The organism is uncultured Caulobacter sp. (genome assembly GCF_947036865.1).
Taxonomy (GTDB): Bacteria; Pseudomonadota; Alphaproteobacteria; order Caulobacterales; family Caulobacteraceae; genus Caulobacter.
This window is the reverse complement of record NZ_CAMQSF010000004.1, coordinates 76320-95846: the sequence shown is the minus strand read 5'-3', so window position 1 is coordinate 95846 and position 19527 is coordinate 76320. Positions and strand designations below refer to the sequence as shown.

General features: G+C 69.6%; 12 protein-coding genes. 1 reads left to right on the top strand and 11 read right to left on the bottom strand.

All coding sequences use genetic code 11. The annotated features are described in order from the left end of the window. Positions 1-4: 4 nt before the first annotated feature. Complete coding sequence (locus tag Q0V34_RS04870; RefSeq protein WP_297508599.1) at positions 5-2485, top strand: hypothetical protein; 2481 nt, start codon at positions 5-7, stop codon at positions 2483-2485. 7 nt (positions 2486-2492) lie between these two features. Here the strand turns inward: Q0V34_RS04870 and Q0V34_RS04865 are convergent, their stop codons facing one another. From Q0V34_RS04865 to Q0V34_RS04815, 11 genes are read right to left on the bottom strand one after another with little or no spacing between them, the layout of a single operon-like run. Next, positions 2493-4094 (bottom strand): glycoside hydrolase family 43 protein, encoded by a 1602-nt coding sequence (locus tag Q0V34_RS04865; protein WP_297508596.1) that lies wholly within the window; start codon positions 4092-4094, stop codon positions 2493-2495. Positions 4095-4115: 21 nt separating this feature from the next. After that, on the bottom strand, positions 4116-4463 hold the full coding sequence (locus tag Q0V34_RS04860) for an L-rhamnose mutarotase (protein ID WP_297508594.1): 348 nt from the start codon (positions 4461-4463) through the stop codon (positions 4116-4118). Next, entirely contained in the window at positions 4460-5311 is an 852-nt protein-coding gene (locus tag Q0V34_RS04855) for a fumarylacetoacetate hydrolase family protein (protein ID WP_297508591.1), read from the bottom strand. The genes Q0V34_RS04860 and Q0V34_RS04855 overlap by 4 nt, the downstream gene beginning before the upstream one ends. Before the next feature lie 8 nt (positions 5312-5319). Then, positions 5320-6060: an SDR family oxidoreductase gene (locus Q0V34_RS04850; RefSeq protein ID WP_297508588.1), complete on the bottom strand. Its 741-nt coding sequence runs from the start codon at positions 6058-6060 to the stop codon at positions 5320-5322. A gap of 12 nt (positions 6061-6072) precedes the next feature. After that, positions 6073-6918: an amidohydrolase gene (locus Q0V34_RS04845; protein ID WP_297508585.1), complete on the bottom strand. Its 846-nt coding sequence runs from the start codon at positions 6916-6918 to the stop codon at positions 6073-6075. Beyond that, complete coding sequence (locus Q0V34_RS04840) at positions 6915-7922, bottom strand: aldo/keto reductase (protein ID WP_297508582.1); 1008 nt, start codon at positions 7920-7922, stop codon at positions 6915-6917. The genes Q0V34_RS04845 and Q0V34_RS04840 overlap by 4 nt, the downstream gene beginning before the upstream one ends. Before the next feature lie 8 nt (positions 7923-7930). Then, a complete protein-coding gene (locus Q0V34_RS04835; RefSeq protein WP_297508579.1) occupies positions 7931-9253 on the bottom strand; it encodes an enolase C-terminal domain-like protein in 1323 nt (440 codons plus the stop codon). Then, on the bottom strand, positions 9246-11627 hold the full coding sequence (locus Q0V34_RS04830) for a hypothetical protein (protein ID WP_297508576.1): 2382 nt from the start codon (positions 11625-11627) through the stop codon (positions 9246-9248). Before Q0V34_RS04830 ends, Q0V34_RS04835 begins: the two co-directional genes overlap by 8 nt. Beyond that, positions 11624-13348, bottom strand: a complete 1725-nt coding sequence (locus Q0V34_RS04825) for a glycoside hydrolase 43 family protein (protein WP_297508573.1) — start codon at positions 13346-13348, stop codon at positions 11624-11626. The genes Q0V34_RS04830 and Q0V34_RS04825 overlap by 4 nt, the downstream gene beginning before the upstream one ends. Positions 13349-13350: 2 nt before the next feature. Further along, the gene (locus Q0V34_RS04820) at positions 13351-15861 is read right to left on the bottom strand and encodes a hypothetical protein (RefSeq protein ID WP_297508569.1); all 2511 of its coding nucleotides are present in this window, start codon (positions 15859-15861) and stop codon (positions 13351-13353) included. Between the two features lie 60 nt (positions 15862-15921). Next, positions 15922-19500, bottom strand: coding sequence for a TonB-dependent receptor (locus tag Q0V34_RS04815; RefSeq protein ID WP_297508566.1), 3579 nt, complete (start codon positions 19498-19500; stop codon positions 15922-15924). Positions 19501-19527: the final 27 nt, after the last annotated feature.

Here is a 19527-nt window from a genome sequence, read left to right as displayed (position 1 = left end):
GGTCATGACTCTTTCGCGGCGCGACACCTTGCTCGGCACGGCGGCGATCTGGGCGGGTCTGCTCGCGCCTCGGGACGCGGGCGCGGCCGAGGTCCCGAGGCATCTGCCGGGAGAGCTTCCCGCCGAAGCGATCCTGGACGGCCAGTATCCCTATCCGCCCTCGCCGCGCTTCACGCCGGGCGTCGACGCCGTGGGCCTGGCGCCCGAGCGGCTGCGGCGCCCGCCCAAGGCCGGCGTCCACCCCCGGATCCTCACCTCGCCCGACGAGCGGGCGGACGTCCGCCGCCGCCTGGAAACCACCTCGACGGGCAAGGCGCTGGTCCAGGCGGCGCGGGCCCGCGCCGCCGCCGCGTTGCGCGCGCCCGGCGCCTGGAGCGGGCAGCTCTACGCCGCCCTCGCCGCCGGCGACCTGAAGGCGGCCCAGGCCCTGGTCACGGCCCATCGCGGCCTGCCGGCCGACATCGGCCACTACAAGCCCTGGCTCTACGCGATCGTGCTGGAAGCCGAACTGGCGTGGATCTTCGACGATGAAGCGGCCGGGCGGGCCGCCGCCACGGCCCTGGCCACCTATGCCCAGCTGATCGGCCCCAGCATCGAGGCGGCCCTGGCCGCGCCGATGAACGACGACGTCTGGCGCGTGAAGATCGGCGGCGCGGTCACCGGCGCGAACAACAGCGACCAGGGCATGCGGGCCGCCATGGGCTATCACCTGATGGGCTATGGCTACGACTTCGCCCATGGGTTCATGACCCCGGCTCAGCGCACCGTCGTGCGCGACCTGATCGCCCTGAACACCAAGGGGCGCGTCTGGGACGGCGCGCGGCTGCCGCACCACTTCCGCAACTGGAACCACATCACGGTCGCGCTGCAGCAGCCGCTGCTGGCCCTGGCCATCGAGGGCGAGGAGGGCTACGACCCGCGCGTCTATCGCCTGGGCGTCGAGATCGCCCGCGACTACCTCACCTATTCGATCTCGCCCGCCGGCGTGTCGACCGAGGCCATCGGCTATATCCAGTTCGGCTTCGTCTGGGGCAATCCGTTCATGGTCGCGGCCGCCCGGCGCGGCGACAACCTGCTGGTCCACGGCCACTTCCGGGCCATGCTGAACTGGTACGTCCATTGCCTGGCGCCCGGTCGTCGCTATTGGACCAGCCGCGGCGACGGCGGCGACACCGCGCCGGCGGCCTGGACGCTGGCCATGTGGCGGCATCTGTTCCCCGGCGACGCGCGCGTCCAGCACCTGTGGGGCGCCCTGCGCGACAGCGCGCCGCGCAAGGATGGACAGCTCTTCCAGGACGACATCCACATCCTGGAGATGCTGCTCTGGGCCGAGGACGACGCCCCCGCCCCGCCCGCCGGCGCCCTCGATCTGCCGACCACGCTGCACGACCCGCTGCGCGGCAGCCTGATCGCCCGCACCGGCTGGGACGACGGCGCGGCCATGCTGAGCTTCGAGACCCGCGTGGACTCGGTCTGCTCCAGCCACGAACACGCCGATCGCGGCTCGTTCACCTTCCACGCCCTGGGCCGCGCCTGGGCCAAGGACAATTTCCGCTCGGTCGAGACGCGGCACCACAACAGCCTGCTGATCGACGGCAAGGGCCAAGGCTACTGGCCCGGTCCCGGCGCGTGGCTGGAGTACGGAGAGACCGACCAGGCCATCTTCGCGGCCACCGATCAGAAGGCCGCCTACGATTGGGCCTGGCCCAAGCAGATCATCACCGAGCCGGAAGACTTCATCCGCTTCAAATACGACCGCTGGGCCGACTACGCGGTCGAGGCGCGGCGCTTCCGCGAGCGCCATCCGGGCGTGCGTCTGGAACGCGACGACCGGCCGTCGGTCAAGGCGTTCTGGACCGGCTTCACGACCGGCGACCCGCGCATGTGGGACGAGGACTCCTGGCCCGTGCGGATGAGCCACAACCCTGTGCGCAAGGCCTGCCGCTCGATCCTGTTCCACAAGGGACCCCAGCCCTGGCTGCTGGTCGCCGACGACATCCGCAAGGATGATCAGGAGCGGCTCTACGAGTGGCTGATGCAGACCGGCCTCGACACCGAGGTGCTGAGCATCGCCGGCGGCGACATCGTCCTGACCGACGCCGGAGCGGGCCGCAATCCGGAGCGACGCCTGCTGGTGCGAGTGCTGGCGATGAACGAGCCGGGCGCCTTCGTCGACTATCAGGCCCGCCCGTCGTTCCGCCTGGAGACGTTCGAGCGGCGCGACACGCTGGAGCCGAGCTCGACCACCAACGCCCTGGCCGGCTCGCGCAGCTTTGGCCTGGACAAGCGCCTGGTGATCGCCAGCCGCAGCGTCGAGCCGGGCTTTCGGGTGCTGCTCTATCCACTCGCCAAGGGCGCGCCGCTGCCGACCACGGAGCTTACCGACGGCGGTCGGACCCTGGTCATCGCGTCCGGCGCGCGCAAGCAGACGGTCAGCCTGACCCCCAAGGGCGACTGGACGGCGCTGCGCCTGCAAGCGACCTGACGGGCGCTCAGTCCAGGGCCTGGTCGCGGTAGCCCGAAAACCCGATCCAGGATCGCGCCGCCGCCGAGGTCTCGACCGCGTAGGGACCGCAGACCAGGCCCGTATAGCCCTCGGAGACCTCGGTCGACAGGTAGCGCGTGTCCAGCTGGCCCAGCCAGACGGGAGATCCGTCGGGGCGGATCCAGCCCGCCCGCGTCAGGGCCGGCGTGATTTCCAGGATGAGCTTCACGCGGCCGCTGGACGCCGGAACCGGGGTCGGCGCGGTCTCGTCGCCCAGGTCGCCGACGTGGCGCGCCACCGAGACGCGCGGACCGTCCGACGTCATCGTGGCCAGGACCGCCAGGTGATGCCGCTCGTTCATCCGCGCCGCGAGCCCGCCGATGGCGCCCGGCTTGGCCTGGGCGAGGTCGACCTCCACCGTGATGGCGCTGCGATGACGAACCAGGCGACGGCCGACGAAGCTCGGCGAGGCCTCGTCGCGCAGCGTCACGCCTCTGGTCTGGAGCCGCAGCGTCGCCGTCTCTGGCTCGAGACGATAGTTCGCCGCGATCGGATTTCGGACATGAACCCAGTCCGGCGGCAGGCGGGACAAGGCGAACGGGTCGCGCCGGTCCTCGGGCCAGGGATGGGCCGGCAAGGCCTGCTCGACCGTCATCGTCTCGCCGATCGGCCTGCCGCCATTGACCACCGGCCAGTCGTCGCGCCAGGTCACCGGCGCCAGGAAGGTCTCCCGCCCGATAAAGTGCATCTCGCGCGTGTAGCGGATGCCCAGGAACACCGCCCACCACGCGCCGCGATGATCCTCGAAGAGGTCGGCGTGCCCCGTGGCGCGCACCGGGTTCATCAGGCTGCGATGGGTCAGGATCGGATTGCTCGGGCACGGCTCGAACGGTCCCTCGGGCGAGCGCGAGCGGGCGATCGTCACCATGTGGCCCTCGTAGGTGCCGCCCTCGGCCAGGATCAGGTAGTAGTACCCGCCGCGCCGGAACATCCGGGGCCCCTCCGGATAGGCGCCGCCGCTGCCCTCCCAGATCAGTTTCGGCGTCGTCAGGCGCTGGCCGGTGCGGATGTCGACGCGCGACTGGTAGGCGCCTCGGACGGGGGCCCAGCGCGTGCCGTTGCCCAACCAATAGGCCTCGCCGTTCTCGGCGAACAGCAGGGAGGGATCGATGCCGCCCTGGTCGATCCAGACCGGCTCGGACCAATCGCCGAACGGGTCGTCGGTCCAGACGAAGAAGTTCCGCAGAGCGCCGCGATGATTGACCGTGGTGCTCATGTACATCCGCCCGCCGGAGACCCTGAGCGTCGGCGCGTAGATGCCGTCCGAGGCCCGGGTGTCGCGCAGATCCAGCTGCGAGACCCGCGTCAGGCAGTGGCCGATCTGCCGCCAGTTGGTCAGGTCGCGGCTATGCCAGAGCGGCACGCCGGGGAAGTACTCGAACGACGAATTGACCAGGAAGTAGTCCTCGCCCCGCCGGGCGATGCTCGGATCGGGATAGAAGCCGGGCACGATCGGATTGCGGTAGGTCCGCCCCTGCCCCAGCACCGGTCCCGCCAGCGCCAGGGCGGGCGCGGCCAGCATCGCGCGACGGGATAGGTTCAAGGCCACGGGCGCCTCCGCTCGGCTGGGTCAGGGATGGAAGAAGACCTCGCGGGCGCTGGCCCACCATTCGCCGGCGCTGGCGCTGTCGAGTGGCGCCTGGCAGGGCGCGGTGCGCGCCCACCAGCGCTGGACCTCTGGGTCCTCGCCCATCGCCTTCATGTCGCCGGCGAAGTCGTCGCCCCAGTATTCGAAGGTCGCGAACAACAGCATCTCCGGCTCGCGCAGGAAGATGCTGTAACGGCGAATGCCGGCCCGCTCGATCGCCCGCAGCACCGGCGGCCAGGTCTCGGCGTGCAGCTGGATGTACTCGTCGCGCATCTCGGGCTTCAGGCGGATCATCTGCCCGAAGCGGATCGGCTTGCCGGCGGCGGTCATGGAACCTCCGCCTCGCAGACCTGGCGCTGCTCGCCCAGGCCCTCGATCGCCAGGGTGACGACATCGCCCGCGACCAGATAGCGCGGCGGCTTCATGCCAAGGCCGACACCCGGCGGCGTGCCCGTCGAGATCACGTCGCCCGGATAGAGCGTCATGAACTGGCTGATATAGCTGACCAGGAACGCCACTCCGTAGACCATCGTCCGGGTCGAGCCGGTCTGCATCCGCTGACCATTGACGTCCAGCCACATGGCCAGGTTCTGCGGGTCGGCGATCTCGTCGCGGGTGGCGATCCAGGGGCCGATCGGGGCGAAGGTGTCGCAGCCCTTGCCCTTCATCCACTGCCCCCCCCGCTCGAGCTGGTAGGCGCGTTCGGAGACGTCGTTGATCACGCAGTAGCCGGCGACGTGGGACAGCGCGTCGGCTTCGCCGACGAGGCGCGCGCGCTTGCCGATCACGACGCCGAGCTCGACCTCCCAGTCGGTCTTTTCCGAGCCGTGCGGAATGACGATCGGATCATTGGGACCGGTGATCGACGAGGTCGCCTTCATGAACAGCACCGGCTCGGGCGGCACCTCCATGCCGGACTCGGCGGCGTGGTCGGCGAAGTTCAGCCCCGCGCAGATCAGCTTGCCGACGCCGACCAGCGGCGGACCCAGGCGCTGGGCGTCGCCGTTCTCGACGATCGGCAGGTCGTCGATCCGCGTGCCGATGGCCGCCAGACTGTCATCGGACAGCGTATCGCCGGTCCAATCGGTGACGAAGCGCTCGGCGCTGCGCAGACGCCCCTGGGCGTCGATCACGCCGGGGCGCTCCAGGCGGCTCTGGCCAAATCGAACGATCTTCATGACGGCTCCTAGGCTGCGGTCCAGCCGCCGTCGACGACGGAGCACTGGCCGGTGGTGTAGGCGGCCTCGTCGGAGGCCAGGTGGACGGCGGCGGCGGCGATTTCCTCGGCCCGGCCCAGGCGGCCCATCGGCTGCCGGGCGATGAAGTCGGCCCGCGCCTGCTCGGGATCGGGGAAGGCGTTGATCCGCTGCTGCAGCGACGGCGTCTCGACCGTGCCCGGGCAGATCACGTTGCAACGCAGCTGGTCGCGCGCGAAATCAACGGCGATGGACTTGGCCATGCCGATCAGCGCGGCCTTGGTGACGCCGTAGGCGAAGCGGTTGGCGACCCCGATCAGGCTGGAGGCCACCGAGCCGATCAGCACGATCGAGCCCCCGCCCCGCTCGACCATGCCCGGCGCCACCGCGCGGGCCAGCTGGAACGCCGCGTCGACGTTCAGACGCCAGGCAAAGCGCCAGTCGTCCTCGGCGCAGGTGATCAGGGTGCCGCCGTGCACCACGCCGGCGCAGTGGACGACGCTCTCGAACGGCGTCTCGGCGATGGCGCGCACGGCCTCGGCGTCCAGCACGTCCAGCACCCGCGTCTCCAGTCCCGGACAGGCCTCGCGCAGCGCCGCGAGGGCCTCGGCGTTGATGTCCGTGGCCGTCACCCGCGCGCCCTCGGCGGCGGCGGCCAACGCCGTGGCGCGGCCGATGCCCTGGGCCGCCGCCGTCACCAGCACCCGCTTGTCTTTCAATCTCTCGGCCATGCCGTCTCGTCCTTAAAGTCTCAAACCGTAGGTTGCGCGCGCCACGCCGCCGAACACGGCCGCGCGCGCGCTGTCGGGAAGTTCGGCCAGGAGCGCCTCGCACGCCTGGAGCCAAGTCGCGTAGTCGCCGCCCAGCCTGACCACCGGCCAGTCGCTGCCCCACATCAGCCGCTCGGGGCCGAAACAGGCGAGCAGGTGCTCGACATAGGGGCGGAAGACATCGGGCCCCGCGCCGGGCTCGGCCTCGGTCGGCAGGCCGGAGAGCTTGCAGCGCACGTTGGACCGCCGGGCCAGCGCCGCCAGATCGGCGCGCCAGGGATCCAGGCGACGGGCGCGGACCTCCGGCTTGGCGGCGTGGTCGACGACGATGGCGAGGTCCGGATAACGATCGGCGAGGGTCGCGATCGCCGGCAGATGAACAGGCCGGATCAAGGCGTCGAACGCCACGCCGCGCGCGATCAAGGCCGCGAACACGGGCTCGAACGCGGGATCCAGGATCCAGGCCGGATCCTCGATCGACTGGAGCATGGGCCGCACGCCGACCAACGGACCTCTGTCCAGGGCTTCGTCGAGGTTGTCGATCGCGTCCGCCGGCTCGGTGAAATCCACCCAGCCGACAACGCCCGCGATGACGTCTTGACCGGCCGCCAGGTCCAGCATCCAAAGCGTCTCGGCAAAGTCGGGCGCGGCCTGCACCAGCACCGTCGCGTCGATCGCGCCGGCGCGTAGCAAATCCCGCAGGTCCTCGGGTCCGAAATCGCGGTGGATGTCCGGCGTGGCCGCGGTTGGCCAGGCGCACCAGGGCTTGGCCAGCGACCAGAAGTGCTGGTGGGCGTCGATGCGCGGAGCCCGGCTCACGAGGCCGCCCCGGTGGGCGCGTCCTCGCGCAGCAGGCCGGCGTCCTTCAGCTCCCGCCAGAACGAGGCCGGAATGTCGACCGCCAGCCACTCGGCCGCCTGCAGCACGCGCGCCCGGCTCGCCATGCCGCCCACCACGCTGACGACCGACGGATGCAGCAGCGGGAACCGCAGGGCCGCCGCCTGAAGCGGCACGTGATGGTCGGCGCAGAAGTCGTGCAGGGTCTGGGCCCGCAGCAGGATGTCGGGCGGAACCTCGTGATAGTCGTAGTGCGAACTGGCGTCCGGCCGGCTGGCCAGCAGCCCCGAATTCAGCGGCCCCGCCGAGACGATGGCGACGCCGCGCGCCTCGCACGCCGGCATCAGCACATCCAGCGCGCCCTGCTCCAGCAGGGTGTAGCGACCGGCGATCATGAAGACGTCGAAGCGGGCGTGCGGGAAGGTCTCGACACAGACCTCCCACTCGTTGACGCCGAGGCCGATGGCCTTGACGCGCCCTTCGGCCTTCAGCCGTTCCATGGCGCGATAGCCGCCGTCCATGGCGATCCGGAACTGGGCGTCATGGTCCTCCAGATGCGTGACCCGGCCGATGTCGTGCATGTAGAGCACGTCCACCGCCTCGACGCCCAGCCGCGCGCAGCTCTCGTCGAAGGACCGCAGAATGCCGTCGTAGCTGTAGTCGAACACCTGATCGAACGGCAGCGGATCGGCGAAGCCGTGGTACTGCGGCCCCTCCGGCCCCGCCGGCGTCAGCAGCCGACCGACCTTCGTGGAGAGCGTCGGCCTCGGCCCGGAATAGTCGCGCAGAAACGCCCCGATCCGCTGCTCGCTCAGACCGTGACCGTAGCGCGGCGCGGTGTCCCAGTAGGTGAAGCCGACCTCCAGCGACGCAGCCAAGGCGTCATGAGCCTCCTCGTCGCTGGACGCGCGATAGAGATTGCCCACCGACGCCCCTCCGAAGCCGAAGGGCGGCAGATCGACGGCCATGAGACGGGTGCGGCCCATGATGGTTCCTAGTGCGTGTCGAGACGGAAGACCGCGGAAACGTCGGCGCGGCCTTCGGGGCCGGCATGATTGAGGATCGTCGACGGAAACTCCACCGTATAACCGGGCCGCGCGGGCGGCATGTAGCGCCCGCCCTCGATCCGGATCGGCTCGGGGAAGATGTCGTGCAGGATCCCGGCGTGTTCGGTCATGCGGCCGTCCAAGTCGCCGCTGATGCAGAGATAGTCGATCATCGAGATGTGCTGCACGTATTCGCAGAGGCCCACGCCGCCGGCGTGCGGGCAGACCGGCTTGCCGAACTTGGCCGCCATCAGCAGCACCGCCAGGTTCTCGTTCAGGCCGCCCAGCCGGCAGGCGTCGATCTGCACGACGTCGATCGCGTCGGCCTGCAGCATCTGCTTGAACAGGATGCGGTTGGCGCAATGCTCGCCGGTCGCCACGCGAATCGGCCGGACCGCCTTGGCCACCGCCGCGTGCCCCAGCACGTCGTCGGGGTGCACCGGCTCCTCGATCCAGTAGGGATCGTAGGGGGCCAGCGCCGCCATCCACGCGCCCGCCTGCCCGACTTCCCAGACCTGGTTGGCGTCGACCATCAGGCGGCGTTCCGGACCGATCAGGCGGCGCACCAGCGCGCAGCGCCGGCGGTCGTCCTCGAGATCGCGGCCGACCTTGATCTTGATCGCCGACCAGCCGGCCGCGATCGCTTCCCGGCAAAGCCGCTCGATCTTGTCATCCGGATAGCCCAGCCACCCGGCCGAGGTGGTGTAGGCGGGATAGCCCCGCTGGAGCAGCGCCGCGCGGCGCTCCGGCTCGGTGGCCTTCAGCTTGCGCAGCATCGCCAGCGCCTCGTCCTCGTCGAGCGCGTCGCGGATGCCGGTGAAGTCGATCAGCGACACGATCTTCTCGGGCTCGAGGTCGGCGACCAGACGCCAGACGGGCTTGCCCTCGGCCTTGGCCCACAGGTCCCAGATGGCGTTGATCACCGCCGCGGCGCCCAGATGGATCACGCCCTTGTCCGGTCCGACCCAGCGCAGCTGGCTGTCGCCGACCAGCTTGCGCCAGAAGCCGCCGAAGTCGTCGACGATGTCGCCAAGGCGGCGTCCCACGACCATCGGCGCGAACGCCTTGATCGCCGCGACGCAGAGCTCGTTGCCGCGCCCGATCGTGAAGGTCAGGCCATGGCCAGCCAGGTCCGGATGGTCGGTGCGCAGCAGGCAGTAGGCGGCCGAATAGTCCGGGTCGGGGTTCATCGCGTCCGAGCCGTCCAGACGCAGGGAGGTTGGAAACCTGACATCGAAGGCCTCGACGCCGGTGATCGTCAGCTCAAGCATCCAACTTTCCTTTGGCAGATGAACTCGTCGCGCGCCCGGCGGGCGCGGCGGGGATCGGTATCGTCCGGGTCTCGCCCGGACGGAGGGTCACGTGGGGCGCGCCGCGCAGATAGCCCTCGGCCAGCGGCGCGTGGCCCTCTCCGGGCCGTTCGGCGTAGATCACGTAGTCGGCGGCGGTCTTGGTCAGGTTGGTCAGCCGCACCGCCTGGCGCCCGCGCCCCGTCGGCACCAGCTCGGCCTTGACGTTGTCGAGCACGAACAACCGGTCGCGCGCGAGGTCGACATAGACGCTGGGCAGCTCCACCGCCGTCAGCATCACCGAGATCTCGGCCCAGGTGGTGAGCGGCAGGATGTAGCCGATGGTGTCGGGGCCTTCCCAGTCGGTCAGGTTTACCCGCTCGCTCACATGGCCCACGGGCATGTCGCCCAGCGGCCGAAGCGGGTGCGGCACGTACTGGGTGATGTTCCGCGTCGTGGCGCCCAGCAGGTCGAGGTAGCGGCGGTCGCCGGTGACGCGATAGAGCTCCAGCAGGGCCAGGCCCGAGCGCGTGCAGATGCCCGGCGCTGCGTGGGTGTTCTGGGTGTTGGCGTAGACCGCGCCCTTGCTGCGAATGCCCGCCTTGGCGAAGGCCGAGCCCTCGGGGAAGGCGAAGTCGTAGCTGACCACCCAGCTGGCGTATTGCGCGGCCTGGCGGCGCGCCAGCTCCAGCCACTTGGCCGCGCCGGTCGCCTGGTAGAGCGAGACATAGCCCTCCAGCAGCGCCCAACTCGACTCCGAGTCGGGGTTCTGCAGCGCGTCGCCCGGACCGCCGGTGCTGAGGCCCTTGTCCGTGAAGTCGCGAGCGTAGCGGTCGGCGATCTGTTCGGCGACGGCCAGATAGCGCGGCTCGTGATAGTAGCGCGCCGCCAGCACCAGGCCCGACACGGCCGGCGCGCCGCTGGCCGAGCCGCCGACGGCGACCTTGCCCGTCTCGGAATCGACGAACTGGCCCAGTTGCCCTTCGCGCTCCCAGAGCCGAACGAAGGCGTCGGCGACGCCGCGCGTTCCGTCGCGCCAAGCCGGCTTCACCGGCACGCCCAGCCGCCGCATCAACTCGAACTGCCGCAGGATCATCCACAGGGCGTCGCCGCTCTTGCGGATCAGGTGCCAGTTGCGGGACTGGGGCTTTCGCACGTCGCCGCCATACCAGACGGTCCCGTCCTTGCCCGCGTCGTAGAAGAACCCGCTGGGGCTGATGCCGGAGGCGAACAGCCAGTCGAAATTTCGCGCGACCCGCGCGCGCGTCGCCGCGTCGCCGGCGGCCAGCAGCGGATAGGTGGCGATCATCCCGCCGGTCCAGCCGATCTGCCAGTCCTGCAGGAAGTTCTCGCGCAGGCCGACCGAATAGTAGCCGGATCGCTCGACCCAGTTCTCGCGGTTCTGCTTGTCGATCAGGATCCGGTTGGCCTCGGACAGCGCGATGCCGCCGACGGCGACAGCGCCGTCGTCGCGGTCGTCGCGCTGGTCCAGCAGACGGTCGTAAAGCGCCTGGGGCGACGTGGCGGACCAGGCGTCGAGGGTCAGCTTCAGGACGATGGTCTCGCCGGCCTTGAAGTCGTGCGGTCGATCCCAGCTGCCGGTCTGGCTGTTCATGAACCGCTCGCTGTCCATGAACCTGTAGAGCACCCGCTCGCGGACCACCGGCGCGGTCAAGGAGAAGCGCGCGACGTCTCGGTTCGCGGTCTCCTCGATCGAGACGCCCTGGTCGCCCAGCGCGTTTTTCTGCCCCGTGGACAACAGGACCGCCTGCCCCGCCCCCGGCGCGAAATAGCCCAGCGCAGGCGTCGCCAAGGCCCCGCTGCGCAGCTGAACGCGCGAAGGGCCTTCCAGGCTGAGACGCGGGACGTCGGTGATGACGGTCGGGCTGTCGGGGCCGAAGTCCTGAACCTCGGCCAGCTTGGGCGAATAGCGCAGGCGTCGCCACGGGAAGCGGTTGCCGTTGTACAGCGCCGCGGGGCCCAGCACGTAGTTCGCGGCCGACCAGCCCTCGACGTCGAGATCCAGCGAGACCGAACCGGCCGGCATCGCGCCCTCGACCAGCTTGAACGAGACGGCGACCTCGCGCGCGCTGGGGCGTCCGGGAACCGGCTTGCCCTCGCAGGTGACCCGCCAGGCGAAGCCGTCGCCGCGCAGCGCTCCCTCCCCCGACGCCAGCGGGGTCCGCAGCTCGAGCACGGAGGTGTTGAACCGCGCGGTGTCGTACCGGTTGACCCGCGCCAGCAGCCGCGCGCGCATGCCAAGATCGTCCAGCGCGCAGCCTGCCGCGAAGACCGGCGTCGCGACGGCCAGCGTCGCGCTCGCGATCAGACCAGGGACAAGGCCCCGCGCGATCATGGCGTCACCCGGAAATCCGCGAACCGCCCGCCGCCGACCTGGGCGGCCACGGCGGCCGGCGCGCCCTGCCGCGCCTGGGCGAAGAGGCCGATCTGGGCGCCGACCCAGACCCCCGGGCGCGCCGTGAAGCTGGGGCCGAACGGCGTGAAGGTCTGCCCGTCGAGGCTATAGCTGTAGCGCGCCTCGAAGGTCCGCCAGCGGGTCAGGGACGGCCAGCCGGTCGTTTCGGTGGGCGGGATGGTCAGGGTGCGCGGCGTCGCCGTGACGCGAAGCCAGAGGCGGCTCTGCGCGATGGCCCGCGCCTCGGTCTGGGCCTCGCCATTTCGATCCGCGTCGGGACGGGTTTCGACCACCAGGCGCGGCCCCTCGGCGGTCTTCTCCAGGCCGATCCAGCCATAGCCGCGTCCGAAGATCCCCAGGCCCGCGCGCTCGCCGATCGCCTTCGGCGCGAAGTCCAGGCGCACGGTGGCGGTGAACGCCTCGGCGGGCAGCTTCTGGCTCAGCACCGCGCCGGTCTCGAACAGATTGGCCGAGCCGCTGATCGATTTCAGCCACAGCCCCTCGGGCGACGGGCGCATCCAGTCGTCGGCGGGATTGGCCGCCCACTGCCAGGCGAGGTTCGGCGCGCCGGTCAGGGGGTCGTCGGCGACCGGCGCGGCGACACGCGTCGCGACGGGCGCGAGCGTGCGCGGCTTTCGCCCGCCCGCCACGGGCGCGCCTCGGCCGTCGCCGTCCGGATCGGCGCCGATCACCGGCCAGTCATCCTTCCAGGCCATCGGCTCCAGGTGCACGACGCGGCCATAGACGTCGCGATCCTCGAAGTGCAGGAACCAGTCCTCGCCCGCGTCGGTCACGACCCAGGCGCCCTGATGCGGCCCGTTGGTCTGGCTGTCGCCCTGATCCATCACGTTGCGCGGCTCGAACGGTCCGGTCAGCGACCGGCTCCGGAACACCGCCTGCCAGCCGGCCTTCACCCCGCCGCTGGGCGCGAAGAGGTAGTACCAGCCGTTACGCTTGTAGAGCTTGGGCCCCTCTGTGAAGAGCCAGGGTCGCGGCCCGACGCTGGTCTGGATCGGCGGCAGGCGGTCGCCGTCGATGATCACGCGGCCCTTGCCCGTCACCCGCGCGCCGTCGGGCGACAGCGGCTTCAGCATGATGATGTTGGCCTTGCCCGACCGGCTCTTGGCGTAGGCGTGGACCAGCCAGGCGTGGCCGTCGTCGTCCCAGAAGGGCGCCGGATCGATCGCGCCCGGATCGGAATCGACCAGGGTCGGCGCGGTCCAGGGGCCGCGCGGGTCCTTGGCGGTGACCCGGAAGAGGCCGTGGTCCGGGTCCGGATAGTAGATCATGTAGAGGCCCGCGTGGTGGCGCAGGCTGGGCGCCCAGACGCCGGCGCCGCGGCGGGGCGCGCGGAAGTGGTCGCGCGGCGACAGCCACGGCAGGGCGTGGCCGATCAGGGTCCAATTGACCAGGTCGCCGGAGCGCAGGATCGGCAGACCTGGCGCGCTGTTGAACGACGACGCGGTCAGATAGTAGTCGCGCCCGACGCGGATCACGTCGGGGTCCGAATAGTCGCCGATCAGCACGGGATTGACGAAGGTCTCCCCCCGGTCGGCGAACCAGCGTCCGTCGGTCGGCTGTGGGCGCGCGAGCGCGGTCGGGCCGGATAGCAGAAGTCCGGCCGCGCACAGAACGCCCAACAAGCCTGGCCTAGGCGTCATGCCTAGTCCGCCCTCGCGATCCGCAGGCGCGTCGAGCCGTCGCTGGCGCTCTCGGCCTCGACCCGCGCCGTCTTGCCCGCGCGCTCGACGACCAGGGCATGACCGTCCCAGGTGGTCTTCGGCAGCGGCTCGCCCTGGCGGAACGGATAAAGCAGCACGCGGTAGCCCGGCGCGGCGCCGCGATTGGGAATGACCAGCATCTTGCCCACCCCGAAACTGCGGCCGGCGAACTGGTGGGTGTCGTCGGTCTTAAGATACTCGAGGGTCTGCAGGTTGATGTTCGGCGACTCCTCGGGGACCGCGGGCTTGGCCATGTCGATGACGCGGACCAGCAGCATCGGCGTTCCCTTCGCCGCGGTCGGCGCGCCGACGTCCTTGTAGCCGCCGTCCCCACGCCGCGTGCGGTCGCGCTTGTCGCTGACGGGACCCAGGATCACGTCGCCGCCCTTGATCGAGTGGATCTCGACGTCGTTCGGCACGGCCATGCGCCATTCGTAGAGCCGCTCGCGGTCGTCCTTCTGGATGTCGTCGGCGATCATCACGAACGGGCTGGCGCCGCGCACCATGGCGACGCTGCGGAAGGCCCGGCGCACCGGATTGTAGGGCGTGCGGACCACCCAGGCGTCCTCGTCGCCCCACATGCGCGGGTCGCCGGCGGTGTTCGGGGCATAGTAGGCGCGCACAGAAGGCGATGGATCGCGTTCCCACTTGTCGCGCGGCGCGCGCGCCAACAGGCGGTCGCGCGCCTCGCGGAACACCTCCAGCCACGGCTCGTCGGCCAGTTGCTTGTCGGTGGCCAGGAACGACGACTTCATCCAGCGCCAGCTGTAGGCGTAGGACAGGTCGAGGGTCGCCGTGCTGCCGGCGGCGCTCTCCTGGCGGTCGACCCATTTGGCGGGCGTCGGGAAATAGCCCTGGCCCAGCCCGTCCACCATCACCACGCTGTGGTACTTGCTCTCGGTCTCCCGCATCGACGGCATCGACCAGACCTGACCCAGGGCGGTCAGGTAGAAGTCGCCGCGCGCGGCGTGGTCATGCGAGGCGTTGATCGTGTCGGTCCGCGCGGTCAGTTGCAGGCTAAGCGCGTTCGGATCCCAGCCGGTGCGCGTGAAGAGGTGACCGCGCTCCTCGTCGAACAGGCTCAGGCCCAGGCTGGACGGGAAGCTCGGCGCCTTGCCCGCCGCGCGATCCTGGCCAAGATCGTTCGGATAGAGCAGCGCCAGCAGCATGTCCTCGGTGAAGCCTTCGATCCGGCTTTCCTCCGGCGTCTGGCGGGCGACCTGCTCTATGACGCTGTCCTTCGGATAGAGGCTCCGCGCGATCGAGACCAGACCCGCGATCGGCGGGAAGGTGCCAAGGTCGCCCTGGGAAGACCAGTAGCCGCCCGTCGGCTGCATGGCCCAGGGGGCCCAGGTGTCGAACAGGCGCCGCCAGCGGCTGAGGGTGAAGAGGTTCTTCCCGCGATTGGCCAGCGCCAGGTCGAGAATCGCCGCGTGCTGCCACCCTGCGGTCTGGTAGCCCATGCCTTCGCGACCGACGCCGTTCTTCGACACGGAATAGAGGGTGTAGTCCCGCGCCACCTCCTGGCCGCGCGCGACGATGCGCGGATCATAGCCGGGCTCGCCCTCGATCGAGAGCGCCATCAGCGGGTACATCAGCCCCATGCCGATGAAGTTCCAGTTCCGCCAGTGGGGCGGCAGATCCATGCCCAGGCCGTAGTGGTCCTTCATGGCCAGGGCCAGCAGCCCCCGCGCCGCGTCGGCCTGACCCGTCGTCATGAACGGCTGGTTCAGGTCGTAGAGCATGGCCACCGTCGCCGAGTCGCCCATGACCGGGCGGACGGCGTTCCAGTAGTTTTGGGTCTTTTCTCCGCTGATCGCCCGCTCGACCTGCGGACGCAGCCAGGCGATGTAGGTTGACGACGCGGTCGCCGTCTCGCGACCGAGCTTGGCGTCGCCGTCGAACTGCGCGACCACGCTGCGCATGAACAGAAGGCGTTGGATCTGGTTGGTCGTGCCGCCCGGCGGGCCGGACTGGCGCGGATTGCGCGGATCGTCCCAAACCTTCTGGAACGCGGCGACGTCGCCCGAGGCCAGGGCGGCGTAGGCCTGGCTCAGCCAAGTGGTCGGCTCGCGCTCGGGCGCGGCCGCGAGGGTCTTCCATTCGCCCCACAGCCGCTTGCCGCGCTGGCTGGCCTGGATCTGGGCGCGGATGCGCGGCAGGTCCTTGGCCGAGAACAGCACCCGGGGGTGCTGCCCCACCGGCGGGGTCGAATAGAGCGCGGCCGGATCGAAACCGCTGGCCTCCACCTCGGGCTTGACCCAGGCCGGGTCGCTGGTCGGGCGGCCCGGAATGTTCCCGGACAGCACCTGGTCGGCGGTCGGCCGAGGGCTGGGCCAATGGGCCAGCTCGGCGGGCATGGCCTCGGTCGCCTTGACGGCCTGAGCTCCCGCCGACGTCGCCTGGAGGAGCAGAACAACCGCCGACGCGGCCAGGAGAGTGTCTTTACGCATGTCCGCACCGAGTTGAGCCCGGCTCCGGCCATCGGGCCGGAACCGGGTTTGGTCTTGAGGTCAGTAACGATAGCGAGCGCTGAGCGTGTAGGTCCGCTCGCCGGCGAACCGGTCCATGACCGCCAGCGGGGTGGCCGAATAGTCCCAGCGGTCCGAGCCGGTCAGGTTGGTCGCGTTCAGACGCAGCTGCAGGTTCTTCGTGGCCTTCAGCGTCACCGTCGCGTCCAGGCGCTCCTGACCGTTGGTGAAGCGCGTCAGGTTCGACTGGCTGCCCGAGCCCGCCAGCGCCCGCACATAGGCCGAGCGGTAGTTGTAGGCCAGGCGAACGTCGAGCTTGCTGGTCTCGTAGTAGACGATCGCGTTGACATTGTGCTTCGACGACCCGGGGAAGCCGTAGCCGTAGTTGCCCACGTCCAGCGCGAACGAGCTGTCGACATAGGTGTAGTTGCCGGTGACGCCGAGGTGACGGAAGACGCCCGGCAGGAAGGTCAGCGGCTGGTTGCCGCCCACTTCGAAGCCGTAGACCTTGGCGTCGGAGTAGTTGATGTACTTCTGCACACGGAACGGAATGGGCTTGCCGTTCAGGGCCAAGGTGTTGGCGTCGGCCGTCGAGTCGAAGGTGTAGCCCGGAACGTAGACGATATCGTCCTGCAGTCTTTGCAGGATGAAGCCCTTCACGTCCTTGTAGAAGGCCGAGACGACGAACGAGCCGTCGTTTGGCGTGTAGTATTCAAGCGTGACGTCGTAGTTCGTCGCGCGATAGGGTTTGATGTCCGGATTGCCGGCCGTGATGATGTTGGCGCTCGTCTGGGCCAGCGCGGTCTTGACCGAGTCGACCTTGACGGCCGCGTCATAGCTCAGACCCTTGTTCATCTCGGCGACGATGGCGCTGGCGATGCCCTGCTCATAGGCGTCGGTGTCGCTGAGGCTGACCGAGGCGACCGGCGAGATCTGGAACGGATCGGGGCGCGCCACCACGCGGCTGACGCCCAGGCGCGCGCGCAGGTCCCGCAGGACGCGGAAGTTCAGGTTTATGCTCGGCAGCACGTCGAGATAGTGCCCCGCCGCGGCCACCCCGTACGGATTGCGCAGCGAGCCCGGCGCCAGGTTGAAATAGATCTCGTCCAGGAAGACGTCGCCTTCCGAGGTGAGACCCTTGGTCAGGGGCGAGGTCGAACCGGCGGAGAAGGCGCCGTTCGCGGCCATCGTGCCGGTCAGGGTGTTGATCGTCTTCGCGCCGGCGCCCACGGGAAGCGTGTTGCAGGCGCCCGGGACGAGCGAGGCTTGGGCGGTGTTCTTGCACTGAACCACGACCGGCCCGCCGCCGGTGGTCGGGATCACGATGTTGTAGTTGGAGACGTTGCCGGCCTTGGCCTTCCAGTCGGTATAGGCCAGCCGCACCCCGAGATTGCCGGTGAACGGGATCCAGAAGTTGTCGGCTTCGAACTCCGTCCCCAGATAGCCGGCGCTGATCGCCTCGCGATAGTAGAACGACGCGTTCGGGCGCTTGATCAGCCCGCCATTGGCCAGAGTGTCGGTGCAGTAGCCCGGCATCTGGTCGCAGGCGCCATACTGGTTGATCTTCAGAATGGTCTGCTCGGCCGGGGTGCCCGCGCCGACCACCATGGTCGAGGGCGCGCCGTTCACCGTCGTGGTCGCGTTCACGAAGGCGATCTGCCCCGCGGCGATACAGGCGACGCCGTCGTTGGCGGTGCAGTTCGCCCCGAAGATGGTGCTGCGCGGGTTGCCGGCGTAGCGGCGCACCACCGAGGTGACGGAGTCGACGTCCGAAACGCTGTATCGCCCGCCGAAGATCAGGCCGCGGAGGAACCCGTCGCCCACGTCGTAGTGGAAATCGCTGCGCAGCGCGTAGTTGGTGCCGTCGAAGCGGGTCTCGCGGCGGCGAGCCGACTGGCCGCCGAGACCGATCAGCTGGTTGTAGGCGTTGGTGAACTGCGCGGCCGGGGTCGTACCCAGTTGCAGCGACCCGGTGTTCCAGTACTCGGCGCAGATGCGCGTGGCGCAGGACGCCGAATTGAAGACGTCGGTATAGGTCGGCAGGGCCGCGACGTTCAGATTGGCGATGTTGGTGACGACCGGATAGCCGTTGACGATGTCGAAGCCCACGTCGCCCAGGGTGAAGGCGTTGCGGTACCGCTGGCGGATATCGACTTGGGTGAACGACTGCCAGTACTGGTTACGCGACGCCGAGAGGTCGGTCCGGTTGGTCAGCCGGCCGGCGGTGTAGCGCACCGTGGCGCCGATCATGTCGGTCTTGGTCGTGTTCGAGAAGTTGCCGGCCGAAGAGGTGAGCGACAGCACGTCGCGGTAGTTGGTGTTCGTCGCGGCGTTGGAGTCGACGGTGCCCGCGCCTTCCGAGCCCAGATAGCCGATCAGGCCGGTTCCGTCCCAGCCGCGGATGAACGGCAGGGTGGTCGGGCCGCCGGTGTCCTGGATGAACACCGCGTTGGGCTTGAAGAAGGCGGTGACATTGTTGACCGGAACCGCGCCGCTCGTGCCGCCGCCGCTGTTCAGGGCGGTGGCGATGCTATAGCGCGTGGCCTCGTTTCGAACTTCCGTATGCTGATAGTCGGCGGTGAAGTTCCAATGATCGTTGAACGCCCACTCGCCGCCGATGGCGAAGGCGTCGCGCTTCTCGATCTTGTCCAGCTTCACATTGGCCAGGATGCCGTTGAAGATGTCGAACTTGGTGTTGTCGCAGGCGACGGCGTTGTTGGCGCCCGGGCCGCTGGTGATGACGGGCACGCCCGTGATCGCCGGCGCGGTCGTGCAGGGATTGACGCCGTTCGTGTAGCGGATGTCGCCGTTGTCGTAGATGCCGTTGTTGTTGGCGTCGACCGTGAAGGTGGCCCGGCCCGCCGTGCCGCCCGGCGTGTAGCCGTCTCGGTTCTGCACCTGGTAGGTGGGCGTGCTCTGCTCGCTGTGCAGGACGTTGACGTAGTAGGCCATGTCCTTGGCCTTGTTGCGCCCGCCGAACACGGCGCTGAAACGCGGCCGCGCGTCGCCCGCCAGGTCCGAATAGGTGACCCGGCCCTCGACGGTGGCGAAGCTGTTCTTGCCCTTGGCGTATCGGGCCGCCAGAGGCGTCAGGATCTGGATGTCGATCGAACCGGCCAGCCCCTGCTCGACGGCGTCGGCGGTCGGCGTCTTGGCCACGATCAGGCCGTTGACCAGTTCCGACGGAACCGTGTTGAAATTGAACGAGCGGATGTTGCGCTGGCCCTCGCTGCCCGACGACATCGGGGTGCGGCCGGCGAAGGTGGTGACCACGAAGTTGGAGCCGATGCCCCGGATCGAGACGCGGTCGCCGTCGGTGCCGGCGTCGTCACGCTCGACCTGAACGGCGGGCACGCGCTGCAGAACGTCGGCGAGATTGACGTCGTCGAATTGACCGAGGTCCGTGGGGGTCACGGCCTCGATCACGTTGGGCGCGTCCCGCTTCATCGCCTGGGCCTTCCGCAGGCTGGCGCGCGTACCGGTGACCACGACCTCGTCGACCACCGCGGCGCCCTTGTCGGTATTCGCCTTGGCAGGGGTCTGCGCGTGGGCTTGAGCCGCGCCCCAAAGCGCGATCTGCGCCGCGCCAGCCAGCAAGAGCCCCAATTTCCTCGACTTCATCCATCCCTCCCCTGCGGCTTTTCGCCG

Excerpts from the sequence above, each read along its gene's own strand:
- Q0V34_RS04870 (WP_297508599.1), top strand. The coding sequence starts at position 5 with ATGACTCTTTCGCGGCGCGACACCTTGCTCGGCACGGCGGCGATCTGG.
- Q0V34_RS04860 (WP_297508594.1), bottom strand. The coding sequence starts at position 4,463 with ATGACCGCCGCCGGCAAGCCGATCCGCTTCGGGCAGATGATCCGCCTG.
- Q0V34_RS04855 (WP_297508591.1), bottom strand. The coding sequence starts at position 5,311 with ATGAAGATCGTTCGATTTGGCCAGAGCCGCCTGGAGCGCCCCGGCGTG.
- Q0V34_RS04850 (WP_297508588.1), bottom strand. The coding sequence starts at position 6,060 with ATGGCCGAGAGATTGAAAGACAAGCGGGTGCTGGTGACGGCGGCGGCC.
- Q0V34_RS04840 (WP_297508582.1), bottom strand. The coding sequence starts at position 7,922 with ATGGGCCGCACCCGTCTCATGGCCGTCGATCTGCCGCCCTTCGGCTTC.
- Q0V34_RS04835 (WP_297508579.1), bottom strand. The coding sequence starts at position 9,253 with ATGCTTGAGCTGACGATCACCGGCGTCGAGGCCTTCGATGTCAGGTTT.
- Q0V34_RS04830 (WP_297508576.1), bottom strand. The coding sequence starts at position 11,627 with ATGATCGCGCGGGGCCTTGTCCCTGGTCTGATCGCGAGCGCGACGCTG.
- Q0V34_RS04825 (WP_297508573.1), bottom strand. The coding sequence starts at position 13,348 with ATGACGCCTAGGCCAGGCTTGTTGGGCGTTCTGTGCGCGGCCGGACTT.
- Q0V34_RS04820 (WP_297508569.1), bottom strand. The coding sequence starts at position 15,861 with ATGCGTAAAGACACTCTCCTGGCCGCGTCGGCGGTTGTTCTGCTCCTC.
- Q0V34_RS04815 (WP_297508566.1), bottom strand. The coding sequence starts at position 19,500 with ATGAAGTCGAGGAAATTGGGGCTCTTGCTGGCTGGCGCGGCGCAGATC.